The 18,813-nt window shown below is 74.9% G+C and carries 14 protein-coding genes and 1 pseudogene; 4 read left to right on the forward strand and 11 right to left on the reverse strand.

Annotated elements, in window-relative coordinates; all coding sequences use genetic code 11:
* Positions 1-103: 103 nt before the first annotated feature.
* The 3 genes from J1M38_RS09915 to hrcA all read right to left on the reverse strand — a co-directional run bounded on the left by J1M38_RS09915 (position 104) and on the right by hrcA (position 3,084).
* Entirely contained in the window at positions 104-865 is a 762-nt protein-coding gene (locus J1M38_RS09915; RefSeq protein ID WP_101962541.1) for a 16S rRNA (uracil(1498)-N(3))-methyltransferase, read from the reverse strand.
* The gene (gene dnaJ / locus J1M38_RS09920; RefSeq protein WP_134377186.1) at positions 862-1,995 is read right to left on the reverse strand and encodes a molecular chaperone DnaJ; all 1,134 of its coding nucleotides are present in this window, start codon (positions 1,993-1,995) and stop codon (positions 862-864) included. Before dnaJ ends, J1M38_RS09915 begins: the two co-directional genes overlap by 4 nt.
* A gap of 75 nt (positions 1,996-2,070) precedes the next feature.
* Complete coding sequence (hrcA, locus tag J1M38_RS09925; protein ID WP_036380886.1) at positions 2,071-3,084, reverse strand: heat-inducible transcriptional repressor HrcA; 1,014 nt, start codon at positions 3,082-3,084, stop codon at positions 2,071-2,073.
* A gap of 262 nt (positions 3,085-3,346) precedes the next feature.
* On the opposite strand from hrcA, the gene J1M38_RS09930 reads away from it, so the two are divergent.
* Positions 3,347-4,135 (forward strand): DUF3097 family protein, encoded by a 789-nt coding sequence (locus tag J1M38_RS09930; RefSeq protein WP_342345131.1) that lies wholly within the window; start codon positions 3,347-3,349, stop codon positions 4,133-4,135.
* Between the two features lie 94 nt (positions 4,136-4,229).
* Positions 4,230-4,649, forward strand: a complete 420-nt coding sequence (locus J1M38_RS12095; protein ID WP_002854682.1) for a DUF4870 domain-containing protein — start codon at positions 4,230-4,232, stop codon at positions 4,647-4,649.
* Between the two features lie 15 nt (positions 4,650-4,664).
* Here J1M38_RS12095 and hemW read toward each other — a convergent pair whose 3' ends face one another.
* Entirely contained in the window at positions 4,665-5,945 is a 1,281-nt protein-coding gene (gene hemW, locus J1M38_RS09940) for a radical SAM family heme chaperone HemW (RefSeq protein WP_134377188.1), read from the reverse strand.
* Positions 5,946-7,805 (reverse strand): translation elongation factor 4, encoded by a 1,860-nt coding sequence (gene lepA, locus J1M38_RS09945; protein ID WP_010078615.1) that lies wholly within the window; start codon positions 7,803-7,805, stop codon positions 5,946-5,948.
* 111 nt (positions 7,806-7,916) lie between these two features.
* On the opposite strand from lepA, the pseudogene J1M38_RS09950 reads away from it, so the two are divergent.
* Together J1M38_RS09950 and rpsT are read left to right on the forward strand one after the other, a co-directional pair.
* Positions 7,917-8,598, forward strand: a pseudogene (locus J1M38_RS09950) (type II toxin-antitoxin system PemK/MazF family toxin).
* A gap of 195 nt (positions 8,599-8,793) precedes the next feature.
* Entirely contained in the window at positions 8,794-9,060 is a 267-nt protein-coding gene (gene rpsT, locus J1M38_RS09955) for a 30S ribosomal protein S20 (RefSeq protein ID WP_002854699.1), read from the forward strand.
* Positions 9,061-9,162: 102 nt separating this feature from the next.
* Here the strand turns inward: rpsT and holA are convergent, their stop codons facing one another.
* The 6 genes from holA to J1M38_RS09985 form a co-directional block, all read right to left on the reverse strand.
* Positions 9,163-10,182: a DNA polymerase III subunit delta gene (gene holA, locus J1M38_RS09960; RefSeq protein ID WP_134377190.1), complete on the reverse strand. Its 1,020-nt coding sequence runs from the start codon at positions 10,180-10,182 to the stop codon at positions 9,163-9,165.
* Between the two features lie 10 nt (positions 10,183-10,192).
* Entirely contained in the window at positions 10,193-12,394 is a 2,202-nt protein-coding gene (locus tag J1M38_RS09965; RefSeq protein WP_206501235.1) for a ComEC/Rec2 family competence protein, read from the reverse strand.
* Between the two features lie 29 nt (positions 12,395-12,423).
* Positions 12,424-13,281 (reverse strand): ComEA family DNA-binding protein, encoded by an 858-nt coding sequence (locus J1M38_RS09970; RefSeq protein ID WP_134377192.1) that lies wholly within the window; start codon positions 13,279-13,281, stop codon positions 12,424-12,426.
* A gap of 129 nt (positions 13,282-13,410) precedes the next feature.
* Entirely contained in the window at positions 13,411-14,385 is a 975-nt protein-coding gene (locus J1M38_RS09975; protein ID WP_134377193.1) for a DegV family protein, read from the reverse strand.
* 46 nt (positions 14,386-14,431) lie between these two features.
* The gene (gene leuS, locus J1M38_RS09980) at positions 14,432-16,939 is read right to left on the reverse strand and encodes a leucine--tRNA ligase (RefSeq protein ID WP_134377194.1); all 2,508 of its coding nucleotides are present in this window, start codon (positions 16,937-16,939) and stop codon (positions 14,432-14,434) included.
* Positions 16,940-17,096: 157 nt separating this feature from the next.
* On the reverse strand, positions 17,097-18,422 hold the full coding sequence (locus tag J1M38_RS09985; protein WP_044659806.1) for a membrane protein: 1,326 nt from the start codon (positions 18,420-18,422) through the stop codon (positions 17,097-17,099).
* Between the last annotated feature and the right edge of the window lie 391 nt (positions 18,423-18,813).

Below are 18,813 nucleotides of genomic sequence, written 5' to 3' on the forward strand. Positions count from 1 at the left end.
AGAGGTGTATAAGAGACAGGTCACGATGGGGCGGATCACCTCGGGGTCGTGGGGGCGGGACGTCCCGTCCAGTCTAGGCGTCGGCGCGTCGTCCTGCCGGGGCTCACCAGCGGCCGAGCCGGTGCTGGAGCACGGCGAGGGCGGCGGGGCCGGCCGTGGAGGCGCGCAGCACGTGCGGGCCGAGCCGCACCGGCACGGCCCCCGCGGCCACGCAGGCCTCGAGCTCGGCCGGGCCGATCCCGCCCTCGGGGCCCACGACGACGGCGATCTCGGCGGCCGCGGAGAGTCGCTCCGCGGGCACCGCGGACACCCCGTGCTCCGCGTCCTCGTGCAGCACGAGGACGAGCCGGCCGCCGTCGTCGTCCCGGACCAGCCCGGCGACCGCCGTCCCGGAGACGTGGTCCCGGACCGCGGGCACCCGGGCGCGACGCGCCTGCTTGGCGGCCGCGCGGGCCGTGTCCGCCCACTTCTGGCGGGCCTTGGCGGCCTTGGGACCCTTCCAGCGGACGATCGAGCGCTCGGCCTCCCAGGGCACCACGGCGTCCACGCCGAGCTCGACGGCGGCCTGGACCGCCATGAGATCCCGGTCGCCCTTGGCGAGGGCCTGGACGAGCACGAGCGCCGGGGTGGGCGCCGGCTCCTCCGCCACCGTGTCCAGCCGCACGGTCACCGCGTCCGGGGCGGCCGCGAGCACGGTGCCGTGGCCGAGCGTGCCCGACCCGTCGGCCAGGAGCACGGCCTCCCCGGGGGCCAGGCGCATGGCCGCGGCGGCGTGCCGGGCCTCGGGGCCGCCGAAGACGACCTCCGCGCCCGCGCTCGCGCCGGCCAGGGCGCCCGGCTCGAGGTGGAACAGGGGGGCGGTCACAGGTTCCTCAGGTTCTCCCGCAGCCGGGCGAACATGCCCTTGGCCTGGGGTGCGCCGTGCACGACCTCCTCGCCGCGCACCTCGGCCAGGCGCTCCAGGAGCTGGCGCTGCTCGTCGTCCAGGTCGGTGGGCGTGGTGACCACCACGTCCACCTTGAGGTCGCCACGGCCCTGCCCGCGCAGGCGGCCGACGCCCAGGCCGTGGAGGACCTCGACGTGGCCGGACTGCACGCCCGGGTCCAGGCTGACGGACTGCTTGCCGTCCAGGGTGTCCAGCGTGACGGTGGTGCCCAGGGCCGCGGCGGCCATGGGGACGGTCACGGTGGTGGCCAGGTGGTCGCCCTCGCGGCGGAAGGTCTCGTCCGGGCGGACCGCGATCTCCACGTAGAGGTCCCCGTTCGGGCCGCCGCCCGGGCCGGCCTCGCCGCGGCCGGCGAGGTGGATGCGGGTGCCGTCGTCCACGCCCGCGGGGATGCGCAGGGTCAGCGGCGTCCGGGTGCGGACGCGGCCCTGCCCGTCGCACTCGTGGCAGGGCGTCGGGATGACGGTGCCGAACCCCTGGCAGGCGGGGCAGGCCTCGGTGGCCATGACGGTGCCCAGCAGCGACCGCACGGGGCGCTGGATCATGCCGTGGCCGTGGCAGGTCTGGCAGGTCTCCGGCTGGGTGCCGGGCTCGCAGCACGAGCCCTCGCACCGATCGCAGCGCACGGCCGTGTCCAGCTCGATCGTCTGCTCGCCGCCGAAGACGGCGTCGCGCAGGTCGATCCGCGCGGTCACCAGGGCGTCCTGGCCGCGGCGGGCGCGGCTGGCGGGGCCGCCGCGGCCGCCCTGGCCGGCGGCGTTCATGAAGGTCTCGAAGATGTCGGCGAAGCCCCCGAAGCCGCCCGTCCCGCCGAAGCCGCCCGGGAAGCCGGCCTGGCCGTTCTCGTTGCCCGTCGTGTCGTAGGCCCGGCGCCGGCCCTCGTCCGAGAGCACCTCGTAGGCGTGGGAGATGCGCTTGAACTGCTCGGCCGCCTCCGGGTCGGGGTTGACGTCCGGGTGGTGGGTGCGCGCGAGCTTGCGGTAGGCGCGGCGGATCTCCTCGGTGCTGGCGTCACGGCTGACGCCGAGCGTCTCGTAGTGGTCGGTCACGGTGGGGATTCCTCTCGGGGAGAGCGGGACGTGGGGCGATGCGGGACGGGGCCCGCCAGGACGCGCGGAGGCGCGTCAGGTGGTCAGGATGCGGGAGAGATAGCGGGCGATCGCCCGGACGGCGGCCATGGTGCCCGGATAGTCCATCCGGGTCGGGCCGATGACACCGACCTTCGCCACGGCGCCGGGGCCGTAGGCGGCCGCGACCACCGAGGTGTCCGCGAGCGATCCGGCGTTCTCGGAGCCGATCCGCACGGACACCCCGTGGGCGTCCTGCTCCATCTCCGTGAGCAGGCGCAGCAGCACCACCTGCTCCTCGAGCGCCTCCAGGATCGGCCCGATGGACGCGCCGAAGTCCCCCGGGGAGCGGGCCAGGTTGGCGGTGCCGGCCAGGACGATGCGGTCCTGCCGGCCGGCCTCGAGCAGGTCGTGGACGGCCGCGGCCACGAGGGCGGCGGACTGCCGGTGCTCCGGGCGGACCCGGGTGACGACGTCGTCCACCACGGTAGCCGCCTGCACCGGACCGAGCCCCAGCAGGGCGTCCAGCAGGAGGCCGCGGAGCACGGACAGCTCCGCCTCCTCGACCGGACGGTCCAGCACGGCGTGCCGCTGGTCCACCCGCCCCGTGGACAGGATGAGGACCACGAGCACGCGCGTGGGCGCGAGGGAGACCAGTTCGAGGTGGCGGATCGTGGAGCCGTCCTCGTGGGGGAACTGCGCGACGGCGACCTGCTGGGTCAGCTGGGCCAGGAGGCGCACCGTGGACTCCATCATGTGCTCGGTGTCCGTCTCCGGATCCAGCAGGGTCCGCACGGCCCGGCGCTCGGCCGGGGACAGCGGCTTCACCTCGGAGAGGCGGTCGACGAACACGCGGTAGCCCTTGTCCGTGGGGACGCGCCCGGCGGAGGTGTGCGGGGCCACGATGAGGCCCTCCTCCTCGAGCGCAGCCATGTCGTTGCGCACGGTCGCGGAGGACACGCCCAGGGCGTGCCGTTCCACGAGCGCCTTGGAGCCCACGGGCTCGCGCAGCGCCACGTAGTCCTCCACGATCGCCTGGAGCACCTGCAGGCGGCGGGGCTGCTCCGACATCTCGGTCCTCCTCTGGTCCGTCGGGATCCGGGGCGACCCCGGAGGTGCCCCTGGCTGGCACTCCGGCGGGTCAAGTGCCAATGCTACCGTCCGACCCGGGGGACGACCCGACCGGCCCGCACGGCTTCGCTCACGGTGATCGCCCGCCCCCGTTGCTACCGTGCTCTCCCATGGACTGGAGCAGCTGGGGCCCCGCGGGCCACGACGACCTGACGCGCCGCCCCGCCCGGACCGTCCCCGATGCGCCCGGACCGTCCCCGATGTGCCCGCCACCCCCGGCACGGTGGTCGAGGACGTGGCCTCCGGGTTCACCGGGGCCGTGATCGGCATCGAGCGCTCCGGCGGCGTGCACGTGGTGGTCCTGGAGGACCGTCGCGGCGTGCGCCGCGGCTTCCCCCTCGGCGGCGGCTTCTGGATCGACGGCGAGCCCGTGACCCTGGTCCCCCCGACCGCCGCGGCCCCGGCGGCGCCGGCCCGCACCGCCTCCGGCTCGCGACGGGTCGAGGGGGCGCGGGCCCGCACCGCTCGCGCCTCTCGCATCTGGGTGGAGGGCGTGCACGACGCCGAGCTGGTGGAGAAGGTGTGGGGCGAGGACCTGCGCCTCGAGGGCATCGTCGTGGAGCCCCTGCACGGCGTGGACGACCTCGCCGGGGCGATCCGTGCGTTCGCCCCCGGTCCGCGGCGCCGGCTCGGGATCCTCGTGGACCACCTCGTCACCGGGTCCAAGGAGGAGCGCCTCGCGGCCGAGGCCATGCGCGTGCCGGGGGCCGCGGGCAACGTGCTCATCCTCGGTCACCCCTACGTGGACGTCTGGCAGGTCATCAAGCCCTCCGTCCTCGGCATCCCCGCGTGGCCCGTCGTGCCGAAGGGGCAGGACTGGAAGACGGGGATCCTGCGGGGACTGGGCTGGCCGCACGGGAGCAAGGAGGCCACGGGGCTGGGGTGGAAGCGGCTGCTCTCCCACGTCACCACGTACGCGGACCTCGAGCCGTCCCTGCTGGGCCGCGTGGAGGAGCTCATCGACTTCCTCACCGCCGCACCCGAGCACTGATCTCGGCGCGGCCCCCGCCCGCCCGCGCTATGCTGGCCCATGCCCTGCGCCCGGTCCCCGGCGCGCGGGTCTCGCAATCCAGGAGGAGCCCCTCGTGAACACCCGCGCGCAGCCCGACGCCGGCCGCACCGGCCACGGCCCGCCCGCCTGGCTCGTCTCGGCCGGCGGCCGCGGCGCCCCGCTCACGGCGAAGCAGGACCGTGACCGCGCGGCGCTGGCCCACCTCAGTCTGGCGTTCGGCGTGCTCGGCCCGCTGGTCGTGTGGCTGCTCTACCGCGACCGCGGCCCGTTCACCTCGCAGGAGTCGCGCGAGGCCCTGAACTTCTCCGGGCCGCCCACGCTCATCACGCTCCTGTTCTTCTTCCTGTCCCTGCTGCCGGTGGTCGGCCCGATCTTCGCGATCCTCGGCGCGCTCACGTGGGCCGCCATGGCGGTCTACGGCGTGATGGGCGCCTCGCACGTGTCCAAGGGCCGTCCGTTCCGGTACCCGTTCAACCTGCGCATCCTGCGCTGACCCGGGGCCGGCCGGTCAGAAGCCGGCCAGCGCCCGGACGATCGCGTCGTTGCGCAGCCGCCCCTCGAGCGTGGGGACGATGCGGCCGTCGACGGCGGCGCGCCCGTCCAGCAGGCCCGCGGCGATGAGTTCGGCGATCGCCCCGCGGATCCGCGCGGCCTCCCCCGGCGTCTCCGAGACGAGCTCCGCGGTCGGGAGCCCGTCCACCGTGCGCACCGCGAGCATGATGCGCTCGAGGCGCCGCGCGTCGGCGTCGGGCCGCTCGCGGCCCACGGCGGGGGTGACCCCTGTGGCCAGCCGCTGCGCGTAGGCGGCGGGGTGCTTGGCGTTCCAGAACCGGACCCCGGCGAGGTGCGAGTGCGCGCCCGGGCCGATCCCCCACCAGTCCTGGTCCTCCCAGTACGCCACGTTGTGCCGCGCACGGTGGACCCCGGAGCCCTGCGGGTCCCGAGCCCAGTTGGACACCTCGTACCAGCGGTAGCCGGCGGTGCCGAGCAGCTCCTCGGCGAGCAGGTACTTGTCCGCCTGGTCGTCGGGGTCCACGTCCGCCACCTCGCCGCGGGCCACCTGGGCCCCGAGCTTGGTGCCCTCCTCCACGATCAGCGAATACGCGCTCACGTGGTCCGGGGCCAGGGCGACGGCGGCCTCGAGCGTGGCCCGCCAGTCGGCGAGGGACTCCCCCGCGGTCCCGTAGATCAGGTCCAGGGACACCTCCAGGCCGGCCTCGCGGGCCGCGGCGACGGCGGCGGGGACGGACTCGGGCCGATGGGTGCGCTCGAGCGTGGCGAGCACGTGCGGCACCGCGGACTGCATGCCCAGGGAGAGGCGGGTGAAGCCGCCGGCCGCGAGCTGGCGGGCGTACTCCGGGGTGATCGTGTCCGGGTTGGCCTCGGTGGTCACCTCCGCGCCGGGCGCGATCCCGAACCGGTCCACCGCCGCCTGGAGGATGCGCACGAGGTCCGCGGCCGGCAGGAGCGTGGGCGTGCCGCCGCCGAAGAACACCGTGTGCAGCGGGCGGGCGGGCACGTCCGAGGACGCGAGCACGTCCGCGGCGAAGTCCAGCTCCGCGACCGCCGACTCCCAGTAGTCGCCGCGACCCGCGCCGGGGCCGAGGTCGACGGCCGTGTACGTGTTGAAGTCGCAGTAGCCGCAGCGCACCGTGCAGAACGGCACGTGGACGTACAGGCTGAAGGTGCGCGCCGCGCCGTCGCGGGCGGCCGCGCGCACCCGCTGCCCGACGTCAGCCGGCAGCCGGCCGTCGTCGGGGACGGGCTCGCCGAGGGGCAGGGCGGGCACTTACTTCTTCGCCGCCTGGTCGGCGCCGGCGCCGTCCGAGGACAGGGCGGCGATGAAGGCCTCCTGCGGGACCTCCACCCGGCCGACCATCTTCATGCGCTTCTTGCCCTCCTTCTGCTTCTCGAGCAGCTTGCGCTTGCGGGAGATGTCGCCGCCGTAGCACTTGGAGAGCACGTCCTTGCGGATCGCGCGGATGTTCTCGCGGGCGATGATGCGCGAGCCGATGGCGGCCTGGATCGGCACCTCGTACTGCTGGCGCGGGATCAGCTCCTTGAGCTTGCCCGTCATCATCACGCCGTACGCGTAGGCGTTGTCCCTGTGGGTGATCGAGGAGAACGCGTCCACCTGTTCGCCCTGGAGCAGGATGTCCACCTTGACGAGGTCGGCGACCTGGTCGCCGTCGGCCTTCCAGTCCAGCGAGGCGTACCCCTTGGTGCGGGACTTGAGCTGGTCGAAAAAGTCGAACACGATCTCGGCCAGCGGGATCCAGTAGCGGATCTCCACGCGTTCCTCGGAGAGGTAGTCCATGCCCTTGAGGTTGCCGCGCTTGGCCTGGCACAGCTCCATGACGGCGCCGATGAACTCCGCCGGCACGATGATCGTGGCCGAGGCCATGGGCTCGCGCACCTCGAGGATCTTGCCCTCGGGGAACTCGGAGGGGTTGGTCACGGTGACGACCTCACGGTCCTCCCGGGTGACCTCGTAGACCACGTTGGGCGCGGTGGAGATGAGGTCGAGGTCGAACTCGCGCTCGAGGCGCTCGCGCACGATCTCCAGATGCAGCAGACCGAGGAAGCCGACGCGGAAGCCGAAGCCCAGCGCGACCGAGGTCTCCGGCTCGTAGACGAGCGCGGCGTCGTTGAGCTTGAGCTTGTCCAGGGCGTCACGCAGCACGGGATAGTCCGAGCCGTCGATGGGGTACAGACCCGAGAACACCATGGGCTTGGGGTCCTCATAGCCACCCAGGGACTGCTCCGCCGGGTGGGCGTGGTTGGTGACCGTGTCGCCCACCTTGGACTGACGCACGTCCTTCACGCCGGTGATGAGGTAGCCCACCTCGCCCGCGGCCAGGCCCTTGGTGGGCACGGGCTCCGGGGAGGAGACGCCGATCTCGAGGAGCTCGTAGGTCGTGCCCGTGGACATCATGCGGACCTTCTCCCGTGGGGAGAGCCGGCCGTCCACGACGCGCACGTACGTGACGACGCCCCGGTAGGTGTCGTACACGGAGTCGAAGATCATCGCGCGGGCCGGGGCGTCCGCGTCCCCCTCCGGGCCGGGGATGGCGCGGACCACGCGGTCCAGCAGCTCCTCGACGCCGACGCCCGTCTTGCCGGAGACGCGCAGCACGTCCTCGGGCTCGCAGCCGATCAGGGAGGCCAGCTCGGCCGCGTAGCGGTCCGGATCCGCGGCGGGCAGGTCGATCTTGTTGAGCACGGGGATGATCTCCAGCTCGTGCTCCATGGCGAGGTAGAGGTTCGCCAGGGTCTGGGCCTCGATGCCCTGGGCGGCGTCCACCAGCAGGATCGCGCCCTCGCACGCGGCCAGCGAGCGGGAGACCTCATAGGTGAAGTCCACGTGCCCGGGGGTGTCGATCATGTTCAGGGCGTAGTCCACCCCGTCCACGGACCAGGGCATGCGCACGGCCTGGGACTTGATGGTGATGCCGCGCTCACGCTCGATGTCCATGCGGTCCAGGTACTGGGCCTTCATGTCGCGGGGCTGCACGACGCCGGTGGCCTGCAGCATGCGGTCCGCCAGCGTGGACTTGCCGTGGTCGATGTGGGCGATGATGCAGAAGTTGCGGATCACCGAGGGGTCGGTGGCAGCGGGCACCGGGGGGTTCGACGCCAGGGGCGACACGGGCACTTCCTCTACGGGTGACGGGGACGGGACTCTGACCGCCTAGTCTCTCATGTCCCGCCGCCGACCCGACCCGGACGCCGGGCCCGCGCGTCCACTAGATTCACGCCCATGGCCTTCGACCTGCATCGCGCCCTGTCCCTCGGCCGCCGGACGGCACGCCTGATCGGCGCCCTCCGCGACGACGCCCGGCCGCGTCGAGCCGCCTCTGAGGCCGGTCGACGGGCCGGCGAACGGAGCGGCCCGTCGCCCTTCCCGGGCCCGCCCGGGCCTCCCGGGCCCGCCCGGGCCTCCCGGGCCCGCGTGGGACCCCACGGAGCCCACCGACTCGTGGCCGATGCCCGGGCCCGGGCAGGAGCGCCGGCCCCGGCGACAGGACACCGACCGCCACGTGTCCCTGCCGGACTTCACCGGGACCGTCCGCGTCGAATACGCGCCCGCGCCCGGGCCGACGGCCGGGCCGGGCGAGGTCGTGTGGACCTGGGTGCCGTACGAGGAGATGGACGGCCGGGGCAAGGACCGCCCCGTGCTCCTGATCGGCCGGGACGGGGCGCTCCTGCTCGGGCTCATGCTGACCAGCCGGGACCGGAACAACGCGCTGACCCGCGACGAGGACTACGTGGACGTGGGCGCAGGCGCCTGGGACCGGTCCGGCCGCGCCTCGGAGGTGAAGCTGGACCGGGTGGTCCGCGTGGATCCGGCCGCGGTGCGCCGGGAGGGCGGCGTCCTGGACCGGGCGGCCTTCGACCGGGTCACGGCCGCGCTGGCCCGCGCCCGGAGGCGGGGGCGCTGAGTCGGCCGCGCGGATCGCGGGGTCTGGGTGGTAGGATCGTCCGCATTGTGTCCGCCGGTCGACGGGCACCCCCGGAACGGGTCATCATCGGTGTTCCCCACGCCGCTCAGTCCACGGATCCGGGCACCCTCCACGACCCCCTGTTCATGCGGCGCCCGGACCCTCGTCCGCGCCGCCGACGACGAAGGACCCGATTTGGCTAACATCAAGTCCCAGAAGAAGCGCATCCTCACCAACGAGAAGGCGCGCCAGCGCAACGTCGCGGTGAAGTCCGAGCTGAAGACCGCCATCCGCGCCGTGGACAAGGCCGTCGCCGCCGGCGAGGCCGAGGCCGCCGCCGCCGCGCTGCGCACCGCCTCCCGCAAGCTGGACAAGGCCGCTTCGAAGGGCGTCATCCACAAGAACCAGGCCGCGAACCGCAAGTCCGGCATCGCCGCCCGCGTGAAGGCCCTCCTCGGCTGATCCACGCCCCCCGGCTGTGACCGCGGCCCCCGCCCCGAGCGATCGGTGCGGGGGCCGCGTCGTGTCCGGGCTGCCCCCGTCGCGTGCCGTCCGGCGGCGCCGTCAGCGGCTGACGGCGGTGGCCACGCGGATGACCGCGCGCTCGACGGCGAACTCCGGGTTGCGGGAGGCGCCCTTGGCCTCGGCGTCGGCCTGGGCGATCCACTCCACGGCCTGCGCGATGCCGGCCGCCGTCCAGTGCCGCGCCGCCTGCTGGATGTAGCGCACCTGGAACGGGGCCACTCCGAGCAGGGACGGCAGCTCGGCGGCGGGCCGGCGGGCGTCGATCATCCGTGCCACCTGCCGCGCCTTGAGCGCGAGCGCCGCGGTGATCATCACCGGGTGCACGCCGGTGGCCATCGCGTGCCGCACGAGGGACACGGCCCTCGCCGCCTGCCCCTCGAGCGCCGCGTCGGCCACCGCGAAGCTCGTGGCCTCCACGCGGCCGCTGTAGTAGGTGTCCACGGTCTCGACGGTGACGACGCCCTCGGTGTCGTCGACGAGCTGGGCACACGCGGCCGCGAGCTCCGTGAGCGAGGCGCCGGTGGCGCGGATGAGCGCGCGGGCCGCCTCCTCGTCGATGCGTCGACGCCGGTCGCGGAACTCGGCCTGCACGAAGGCCAGCCGCTCCTCGTCCTTCTTCAGCGGCACGCATTCGACCACCGTGCCGTCCTTCGCGACGGCATCCAGCAGCTTCTTGCCGCGGGTGCCGCCGGTGTGACGCAGCACGAGCGTGACGTCGTCCGCGCCGGGGCCCTGCTGGACGAGGCGCAGGGCGTCCTCGAGGAACGCATCGTTCATGGCCTCGAGGCCCTCGACCGTGATGAGGGTGGGCTCGGCGAAGAGGGACGGGCTGGCCGCGGTGGCCAGCTGGCCGGGCTGGTACTCCCCCGCGCGGAGCCGGTGGATCTCCAGCTGACCGTGACGCTCGCGCAGAGCCTGGGTCACGCGGTCCGTCACCCACCGGGCGGCATGGTCCTCGGGTCCCTTGAGGAGCATGAGCGGGGCGGGCTCGGCTCGCCGCCAGGCCAGCGGGTCGGTGCGGCCGGCTCGGCCGGAACGGGGGCTGCGGGCGGCGGACATGCGTCCCATCCTAGGGTCCGGTGCGGACGCTCGAGGGCGGGCGGACGGTGTGAGCCGTGATCTCGGGCGCGCCGTCGTGGTGGGGCCGGAGCCGTCCGTGCTCCGGGCGGCCGTGATGGGCGCCCTCGGCGCCCTCGCGGTGTTCTTCGGCCGCGCGCGGCAGGCGTTCGGACTCCTGACGGTGGGCGGCACGGCCCTGCCCCCTGCCCTGCCCCGGTGCGTCCCGGGTCGCGTAGTGCACCGCCCCGGGGGAGGCGCGGTCGACCACGCCGGCCAGCCCCCCGGCGTGGTCGGCGTGCAGGTGGGTGAGCAGCACGGCGTCCACCCGGTCGACGTCGAGGTCGTCGAGGCAGCGACGAGCGAGCCCCGGCTCGGGCCCGACGTCGACGACGACCCCCGCGCGCGGGCCGGACCGGAACACGGCCATGTCCCCCTGGCCGACGTCGCAGAACGCCACCGCCCAGTCCGGCGGGGCCGCGCCCGAGGCCCGCGGCACGAGGACCGCCCCGACCGCACCCGTGGTGGCCGCGGCCAGCGCGGCGGCGAGCACGACCAGGGCGGGGAGGCGCTCGCGGGTCCGCGGCGCGCTGCGGCCGACACGCCGCACCGGGGCGGCCCGGCGGCGTTCGAGCAGGAGCACGGCGGCGAATCCGAGGAGCGTCGCGGCAACCAGCAGGACGCCCAGCCCGGCGCCGAGGGCTCCGGCCGGCCACGGACGCAGCGCCCCGGGCAGGGAGGCGCTGGTGTGGGCGACCCACCCGATCCAGGCCGCGGGCCACTGGATCACGGCGACGAGGGCGGCGGCGATCCCCGGCGCGGGCAGGGCGAGGGCCGCGGCGAGGGTGCCCAGGACGGTCACGGGCGGCACGGCCGGGGCGGCCAGCAGATTGGCCGGCACCGCGTAGGCCGACACCTCACCGGTCATGGCCAGGATGATCGGCTGGCAGGCCAGGTGGGCGGCCACGGTCACCGCGAGCGACGCCGAGAGCCACCGCGCCACGACGTCGGGCAGCACCCGGCCGAGCCCGGCGTGCAGCGCACGGTCGAGGGGCGCGCCGCCCAGGACGATGCCCGCGGTCGCGGCCAGGGAGAGGTGGAAGGCCGGTTCCACGGCGAGGGCCGGCACCGCGACGAGCAGGGCCGTGCCGCCCACCGTCAGGAGTCCGAACGCCTGCCGCGCGCGGCCGAAGAACACCGCGAGGGCGCCGAGGGCGCCCATCACGGCCGCCCGGAGCACGGACGGCTCCGGCCCCACCACGACCACGAACACCCCGAGGACCGCCAGCCCGGCGCTGAGGACCACCGCCCGGTGCACCCGCGCGCAGCGCAGGGTGATCGCGACCGCGCCGAGGATCATGGCCACGTTGGCCCCGGACACGGCAGACAGGTGCGACAGGCCCGAGGCCTTCATGGCGTCGTCGAGGGCGGCCCCCTGGGCGGAGCGGTCGCCCAGCACCAGCCCCGGGATGAGCTCCGGCGCCGCGCCGACCGTGCGCTCCGCGGACTGACGGAATGCGGCGCGCAGCGCCTCCCGCCGAGGCGGGCCCGGGCCGCCGTCGGTGGCCCCGCCCGCCGTCTCCACCCCGCCGGGGCAGGGTCCCGGCTGCGGGGCGGCCGCGGCGGCCAGGAACACGGTGGAGCCGGACCTCGACGGCCGGGCCACGACGCACACCCGCGATCCCGGCCCGCCGCCGGGGGCCGCCGTTCCGTCCGACGGCGCGGCGATCGTCGCGGGCGGTGCGCCCCCGCCCGTGAGTCGGGCCGTCACGGCCGCCTCGGGGGCCCGCGGCGGATGACCGAACGTCTCGACCCGCACGGGCACGCTCCAGCGCGGGCCGAAGGTCGCCTCGCTCCGGGTGGCGGGCCCGTCCAGGGTCAGCTCGAGCCGCAGCGGTGAGCCGGCGTGCACCGCGCCGGTCCAACCGCTGGCGCTGGCCGCGGCGGCGGGCCCGGCCGAGTGCTGCAGCATCAGGGCCGCGGCTACGCCGGCCAGCGCCGTCGCGGTGGCCACGCCCCGTATCCGACCGGTCGAGCGGGCGGCCCCCAGGACGGCGGCCGCGGCGACGGCCAACCCGGTGAGGGCCGCCGCCGAGCGGGCCGGGGCGTCCCAGGCGACGCCGAGGATCCCGAGGGTCAGGCAGGCGAGCAGGGCGGGCACCCACCGGGCCTCGAGCGGGCCGGGCACCTCGCGGTGGCGGGCGCGGCGGTCCATGGGATCGCTGGACGGACCCGGGGCCGGGCTCACCACGAGACGTGGTCACGCAGCCGGTCGAGCGTGGCCGGGCCGATGCCGGGCACCGCGTCCAGGTCCGGCAGGCCGGTGAACGGGCCGACCGTCTCGCGGTGGGCGATGATCTTCTCCGCCGTGGCGGGGCCGACGCCGGGCAGGGTCTGCAGCTCCGTGGCGTCGGCGGTGTTCAGGTCCACGGTGTCGCCGGACTCGGCGCCGCCCGGCTCGCCTCCGGCACCGGCCCTGCCCGTGGTCGGCGTGGGCTGCGCCTGCGCGGCCCCGGCCACCCGGTCCAGGGCGTCCTGCGGCGTGTGGGCGGAGGGGACGAGGACCTGTTGGCCGTCGTCCAGCGGGGCCGCGAGGTTGATGCGCTCCGCCCGGGCGTGCCGGGTCGTGCCGCCGGCGGCGCGCACGGCGTCGGCCACCCGGGAGCCCGGCGCGAGGCTGACCACACCCGGCCGGGCGACCTCGCCCACCACGTGCACCCGCAGCGGGGTGGACCCGGCGGGGCCGGACGCCTCCCCCGACGGCCCCGCCTCCGGCGTCCGCGCGTCGGTGCCCGCCGCCGACGGGGCGGTGGAGGGAGCGTCGGTCTGCGGGATGCCCGCACCGGCCGCGGCCGCCGGGATCGCCGAAGGCGGCGCCGGGGTGGTCAACCAGGCCACCGCCCACCAGGCCGCGGCGGCGACGAGCAGCACCGTGACCGCCAGCAGGGCCGGCCGCCACCGCAGCACCGGGCCCCGGGGCGGGGTGCGCTCCCACCGGGACGCGGCGTGCGGGCTGGCCGTGTCGACGTCGGGGACGGCCGAGGGCGCGGGGTCCGGGGCGAAGGCGGGCGGATCGTCGCAGAGGCGGTGGCTGGGGCTCATGCGGGCAGTCTGCGTCCCCGCGTCTGAGCCGGGCGCGTCCCGCACCCGGCTTGGGGATCACCATCGCGCTCCAGGGCGGTGTGCAGGAACGGACGCGCCCGTCTCCTCAGCGCTCCCGCACGGGCGGCCTCAGTCCCCCGAGCCCCCCGTGGGCGATTCCAGCGGGCAGATCACCACACCCAGGGCGCCCAGGCCCAGGTGCGCGGCGAGCACGGCGGGCAGCTCGACGACGGGCACGGGGGTGGTGGAGATCGGCTGGAGCCGCTCCGCGAGCTGCACGGCCGTCTCGGGGTCGCCGTACGCGTGCACGGCGATCCGCACCGGGTCCCCGCCGGCCCGCTCGGTCGCGAGCTCCACGAGCCGGTCGACGGCCCGGGCCGCGGAGCGCGGGCGGTCGACCAGGCCGATCGCGCCGTCGTCGACGGCCATGACGGGGCGCACCTGCAGCAGCGTGCCCAGCAGCGAGGCCAGCCCGCTGATCCGCCCGCCCCGGCGCAGCTGCTCGAGGCTGGGCACCGTGAACAGCACGTGGCTGGAGTCCACGGTGGCCTCGAGCCGCTCGCGGATGCGGGCCACGGGCATGCCCACCCCCGCGTCCACGGCGGCGTCCACCACGGCCATGCCCAGCGCGAAGCCCACGGTGCGCGAGTCCACCACGGTCACCGGGCGCTCGGCGTCCGCGGCGGCCAGGCGTGCGGCCTCCACGGTGCCGGAGAGCTCGCCGGACAGGTGGACGGAGAGGATGCGTGCGTAGCCGGCGCGGGCCAGCTCGGCGTAGGCCGTCCGGAACGCGCCCGGCGAGGGCCGTGAGGTGCGCACCGGGGTGCCGGCGGCCAGGGCCAGCGGCAGCTCCAGCGCGAGCTCGTCCGTGCCCTCCGTGTGGATCTGCTCGCCCACCATGACGGGCAGCGCCACCTGGCGGATCCCGGCGGCCAGACCGTGTCCGAGGACGGCGCCGGGCAGGGCCGCGGCCGAGTCCGTGACGACGGCCGTGCGGTCCCGGCGGGGCGGGCGCAGCCCGTAGCGTGCCCGCCCGGCCAGCTGGGAGCGGCGGGAGCGCAGGCGGGCGAGCGCGTCGTCGCGCCACTGCTCGATGCTCGCCACGGCCTGCCTCCTCTCCCCCGGCCCGGTCGGGGCCGGTCTCACGCGGTCAGCGGATCACCAGGTTCACGAGCTTGGGCTCGCGCACGATCACCTTGACGATCTCGGCGTCCCCGATGAAGTTCCGCACCTTCTGCGACGCGCGGGCGCGCGCCTCGAGGTCCTCGGCGGTGATGTCCGCGGGCACCTCGAGGGTGTCGCGGACCTTGCCCTTGACCTGGACGACGGCCGTGACGGTGTCCTCGACCAGCAGCGCCTCGTCCACCGCGGGCCAGCCGGCGCGGACCACGGAGGGCTCGTGGCCCAGGAGGACCCACATGTCCTCGGCCGTGTACGGCGCCACGAGGGAGATCAGCACGGCCACGGCCTCGGCGGCCTCGCGGACGGCGGGGTCGGCCGCGCCGGCGCCCGCGTCGATCTCCTTGCGGGCCGCGTTGACCAGCTCCATCGTCTTGGCGACGACCACGTTGAACTTGCCGTCGTCCAGCAGCTGCTGGGCCTCGTGCACGGTCCGGTGCGTCACCCGGCGCAGGGTCACGGCCCCGTCCGCCGGGTCCGTGCCGGCCGGGGCGCCCGTCGCGCGGACGTCGCGGGCCAGGCGCCACGCGCGGGCCAGGAACTTGCCGGCGGCCCCCGGGGCGACGTCGGCCCAGTCCACGTCGTCCTCGGGCGGCGAGGCGAACACCATGGTCAGGCGCACGGCGTCGACGCCGAACTCGTCCAGCTGGTCGCCCAGGTCCACGCCGTTGCCCAGCGACTTGGACATGGCCTTGCCGCCGTTGAGCACCTGGCCCTGGTTGAGCAGGGCGCGGAACGGCTCGGTGAAGGGCACCAGGCCGAGGTCGTGCAGGGCCTTGGTGAAGAAGCGGGCATACAGCAGGTGCAGGATCGCGTGCTCCACGCCGCCCACGTACTGGTCCACGGGCAGCCAGCGGCGCAGGGCCTCGGGGTCGAAGACGCGGGCGTCGTCGTTCGGGGACGCGTAGCGGAGCATGTACCAGGACGAGTCCACGAACGTGTCCATGGTGTCGGTGTCCCGTCGCGCGGGGCCGCCGCACTGCGGGCAGTCCACCTCGACCCACGACGTCGCCGCGGCCAGGGGCGACTGGCCCTTGGGGGCGAGCTGCTCGCCCTTGAGGTCGGTCGGCAGGGTGACCGGCAGCTGGTCCTCCGGCACGAGCACCTCGCCGCAGTCCGGGCAGTGGACCACGGGGATCGGGGTGCCCCAGAAGCGCTGACGGGAGAGCAGCCAGTCGCGCAGCCGGTACGTGGTGGTGCCCCGGCCGGTGCCGCGCTCCTGCACGATCTCGATGGCCCGCGCGATGGCCGCGGTCTTGTCCAGGCCGTCGAGCTCCCCGGAGTTCACCAGGATGCCCTCGCCGGTCGTCGCGACGCCGGAGACCGCCGGGTCCTCCTCGCCGGTGTCCAGCACGGTGCGCACGGGCAGGCCCATGGCGCGGGCGAAGTCGAGGTCGCGCTGGTCGTGGGCCGGCACGGCCATGATGGCGCCCGTGCCGTAGTCGGCCAGCACGTAGTCCGAGGCCCAGATCGGCAGACGCTCACCGGTCAGCGGGTTCACGGCGTGGCGGCCCAGGAACACGCCGCTCTTCGGGCGGTCCGTGGCCTGGCGGTCGATGTCCGAGACCTTCTTCAGGTCCTCCCGGTACGCCTCGAGTTCGGCCCGCACGTCATCGCCGGCGAGCTCGGCGGCCAGCGGGGCGTCGGCGGCGACCACCATGAAGGTCGCGCCGTGCAGCGTGTCCGGCCGGGTGGTGAAGACCGTGACGACGGGGCCGTCCTCGACCTGGAAGTCGACGTGGGCGCCCTCGGAGCGGCCGATCCAGTTGCGCTGCATGGCGAGCACGCGCTCGGGCCAGTGGCCGGTGAGCTGGTCCATGTCGTCCAGCAGCGCGTCCGCGTACTCGGTGATGCGGAAGTACCACTGGTTCAGGGTCCGCTTGGTGACCTCGGTGCCGCAGCGCTCGCAGCGGCCGTCCACGACCTGCTCGTTGGCGAGCACCGTCTGGTCCTGGGGGCACCAGTTGACCGGGGAGTCCTTCCGGTACGCCAGGCCCCTGCGGTACAGCTGCTGGAACAGCCACTGGGTCCACCGGTAGTACTCGGGGTCCGAGGTGTGCAGCTCACGGGACCAGTCCACGGCGATGCCGTACCGCTGGAAGGAGCGCTTCTGCGTCTCGATGTTCGCGTAGGTCCACTCGGCCGGGTGGGCGTCGCGCTTGATGGCGGCGTTCTCGGCCGGCAGGCCGAAGGAGTCCCAGCCGATGGGATGCAGCACGTCGAAGCCGCGCTGCATCCAGTGGCGCGCGACGACGTCGCCCATCGCGAACGCCTCGGCGTGCCCCATGTGCAGGTCGCCCGACGGGTACGGGAACATGTCGACCACGGTGCGGGTCTCGGAGCCGTCCTCGCGCGGGGCGAACGTCCCGGCCTGCTCCCAGTACCCGGCCCAGCGGGCCTCCACGTCACGGAACGAGTACTCCGCGTCGGCGGGGATGCTGGGGGTGGCCGGCACGGCGCTGTCGGGGGTCTGGCTCACGGCGGTTCGAGTCCTCACGCAGTCGGGATGGAGCGCCGGCCCTCGGGCGGCGCGGACGGGGCCGGCGGCACGGCCGGCCACCCCATCCTACGGCGACGGCGCCCCGGCCCGGCCGCAGGGCCGCTCCGAGACGCCGTGCCCGGCCGGGCAGGCGCGTTCAGGCGGAGTGGCTGCCGCCTGCCGGACGCTCGGGCCCGGCGTCGGGACCGGGATGCACCTCGTCGGGGGTGACCGCGTCGTCCTCCTCCAGCACCTGGGCGACCTCGTCCTCGAGGGCCTCCGTCACCGCGCCTGGGGCCGCCACGGAGTCCCCGACCGCCTCCTGCAGCTGCACGGCGTGCTGGGCCGTGAAGGTCTTCTCCGGATGCTCACGCAGGCGGAGCAGCGCGAGCAGGCGCAGACGCAGCCCCGACTCGGCGGAGATCTGCCGGCGGTGGGTGAGCCACCAGACGAGGAGCACGAGCGCGAGCACGATCCCCAGGTGGCCCAGCGCCGGGTAGACGACGTTCATCAGGTCGCCGAAGCCGACGAAGCTCACCGCGAAGGCCAGCAGCGTGACGCCGGCGAACACGGGCCGGTAGCGGCCCGGGCGGTCGGCCGTGAGGCGGCGTCCCAGCGCGTAGAACATGCCGATCGCGGTGTTGAAGATCATCAGGTAGATCACCACGACCATCGCCCAGCCCAGCCAGGGCGCGATCGAGGCGAACAGCCGCAGCATGGGGACGTCGGCGCGGCCGATCTCGGCGTAGCCGAGGTAGAGCAGCGTGGAGGCCATCAGGAGCAGGGCGGTGTACATCAGGCCACCGGTGAGGCCGCCGAGGAACGCCTCCCGGGGGTGGGTGATGGACCCGCCGATCACGAGGCACATGGACACGGCCATCACGACGACGAGGCCGAAGTAGTTGACCGAGGACAGCCACCACGGGTCCACCGGCGTGGTGGCCTGGACGGCGAGGGACTCGTGGGCGGTGAAGCCGCCGTCGCGGGTGACCAGGACGTGGACGAACCCGGCCACGACCGCGACGACCACCAGGGGCGTGATCAGGGAGATGATCGCGGAGACCTTCTCCACGTCCAGCATGCCCGTCACGAGCACGAGCAGGGTCATCAGGGTGGAGCCCGCCCACGTCGGCCAGCCGAACTGCTGGGCGAGCGTCGAGCCTGCCCCGGCGAGCATGACGACGCCGATCGCGAAGAGCGTCACCGTCACCACGACGTCCAGGATCCGGGCCATCACGGGGTGCGAGACGCTGCGGAAGACGACCTTGTGGTCGGCCGCGAGGAACACGCTGCCCAGCTGGAGGATGACGGCGCCGCCGGCGGTGACGAGCAGGCCGGCCAGTCCCGCGCCCACGATGCCGATCCAGCCGAAGCCGACGAAGTACTGGATGACTTCGGCGCCGGTGGCGAAGCCGGCGCCGACGAGCAGACCGACGAAGGCGAGGGCGATCTTCAGGGATCTGAGGGCGACGGGGTGCTGCACGCATGGACCTTTCGTGGGGGACGGGGTGCGCCCGTCCGGGCCCCGGGACCGAGGACGGGCCGGAGTACGGTAGGCACGCGCGCGCCATCGTGGCCAGGACCAGGCGTCGCCGGGTTCCGGGCAGCGTGGCCTCAGGCCCGCCCCAGGGCCGCCCTCCCGTTGGTACGCCGCGGTCGCGATCAGGCCGAGCATCTCGGCGGACCCCGTCCCCGCGTCCAGCGGAGACGAGGCGCCACGGCGTCGGCGGTCGAAGGCCTGGCTAGGTGTTGTGGGTCATGAGGTTCTTGCCACGAGGCGCCGGCTGAGATGAGACGAGTGGGCCTCTCCCGCAGGATGGAAGTTCCTCAACAACCCACCTGCCAGAAGAGACCCACTCATGACTCACGCTAAC

The organism is Micrococcus sp. KRD070, assembly GCF_017168435.1.
Lineage (GTDB): Bacteria > Actinomycetota > Actinomycetes > Actinomycetales > Micrococcaceae > Micrococcus > Micrococcus luteus.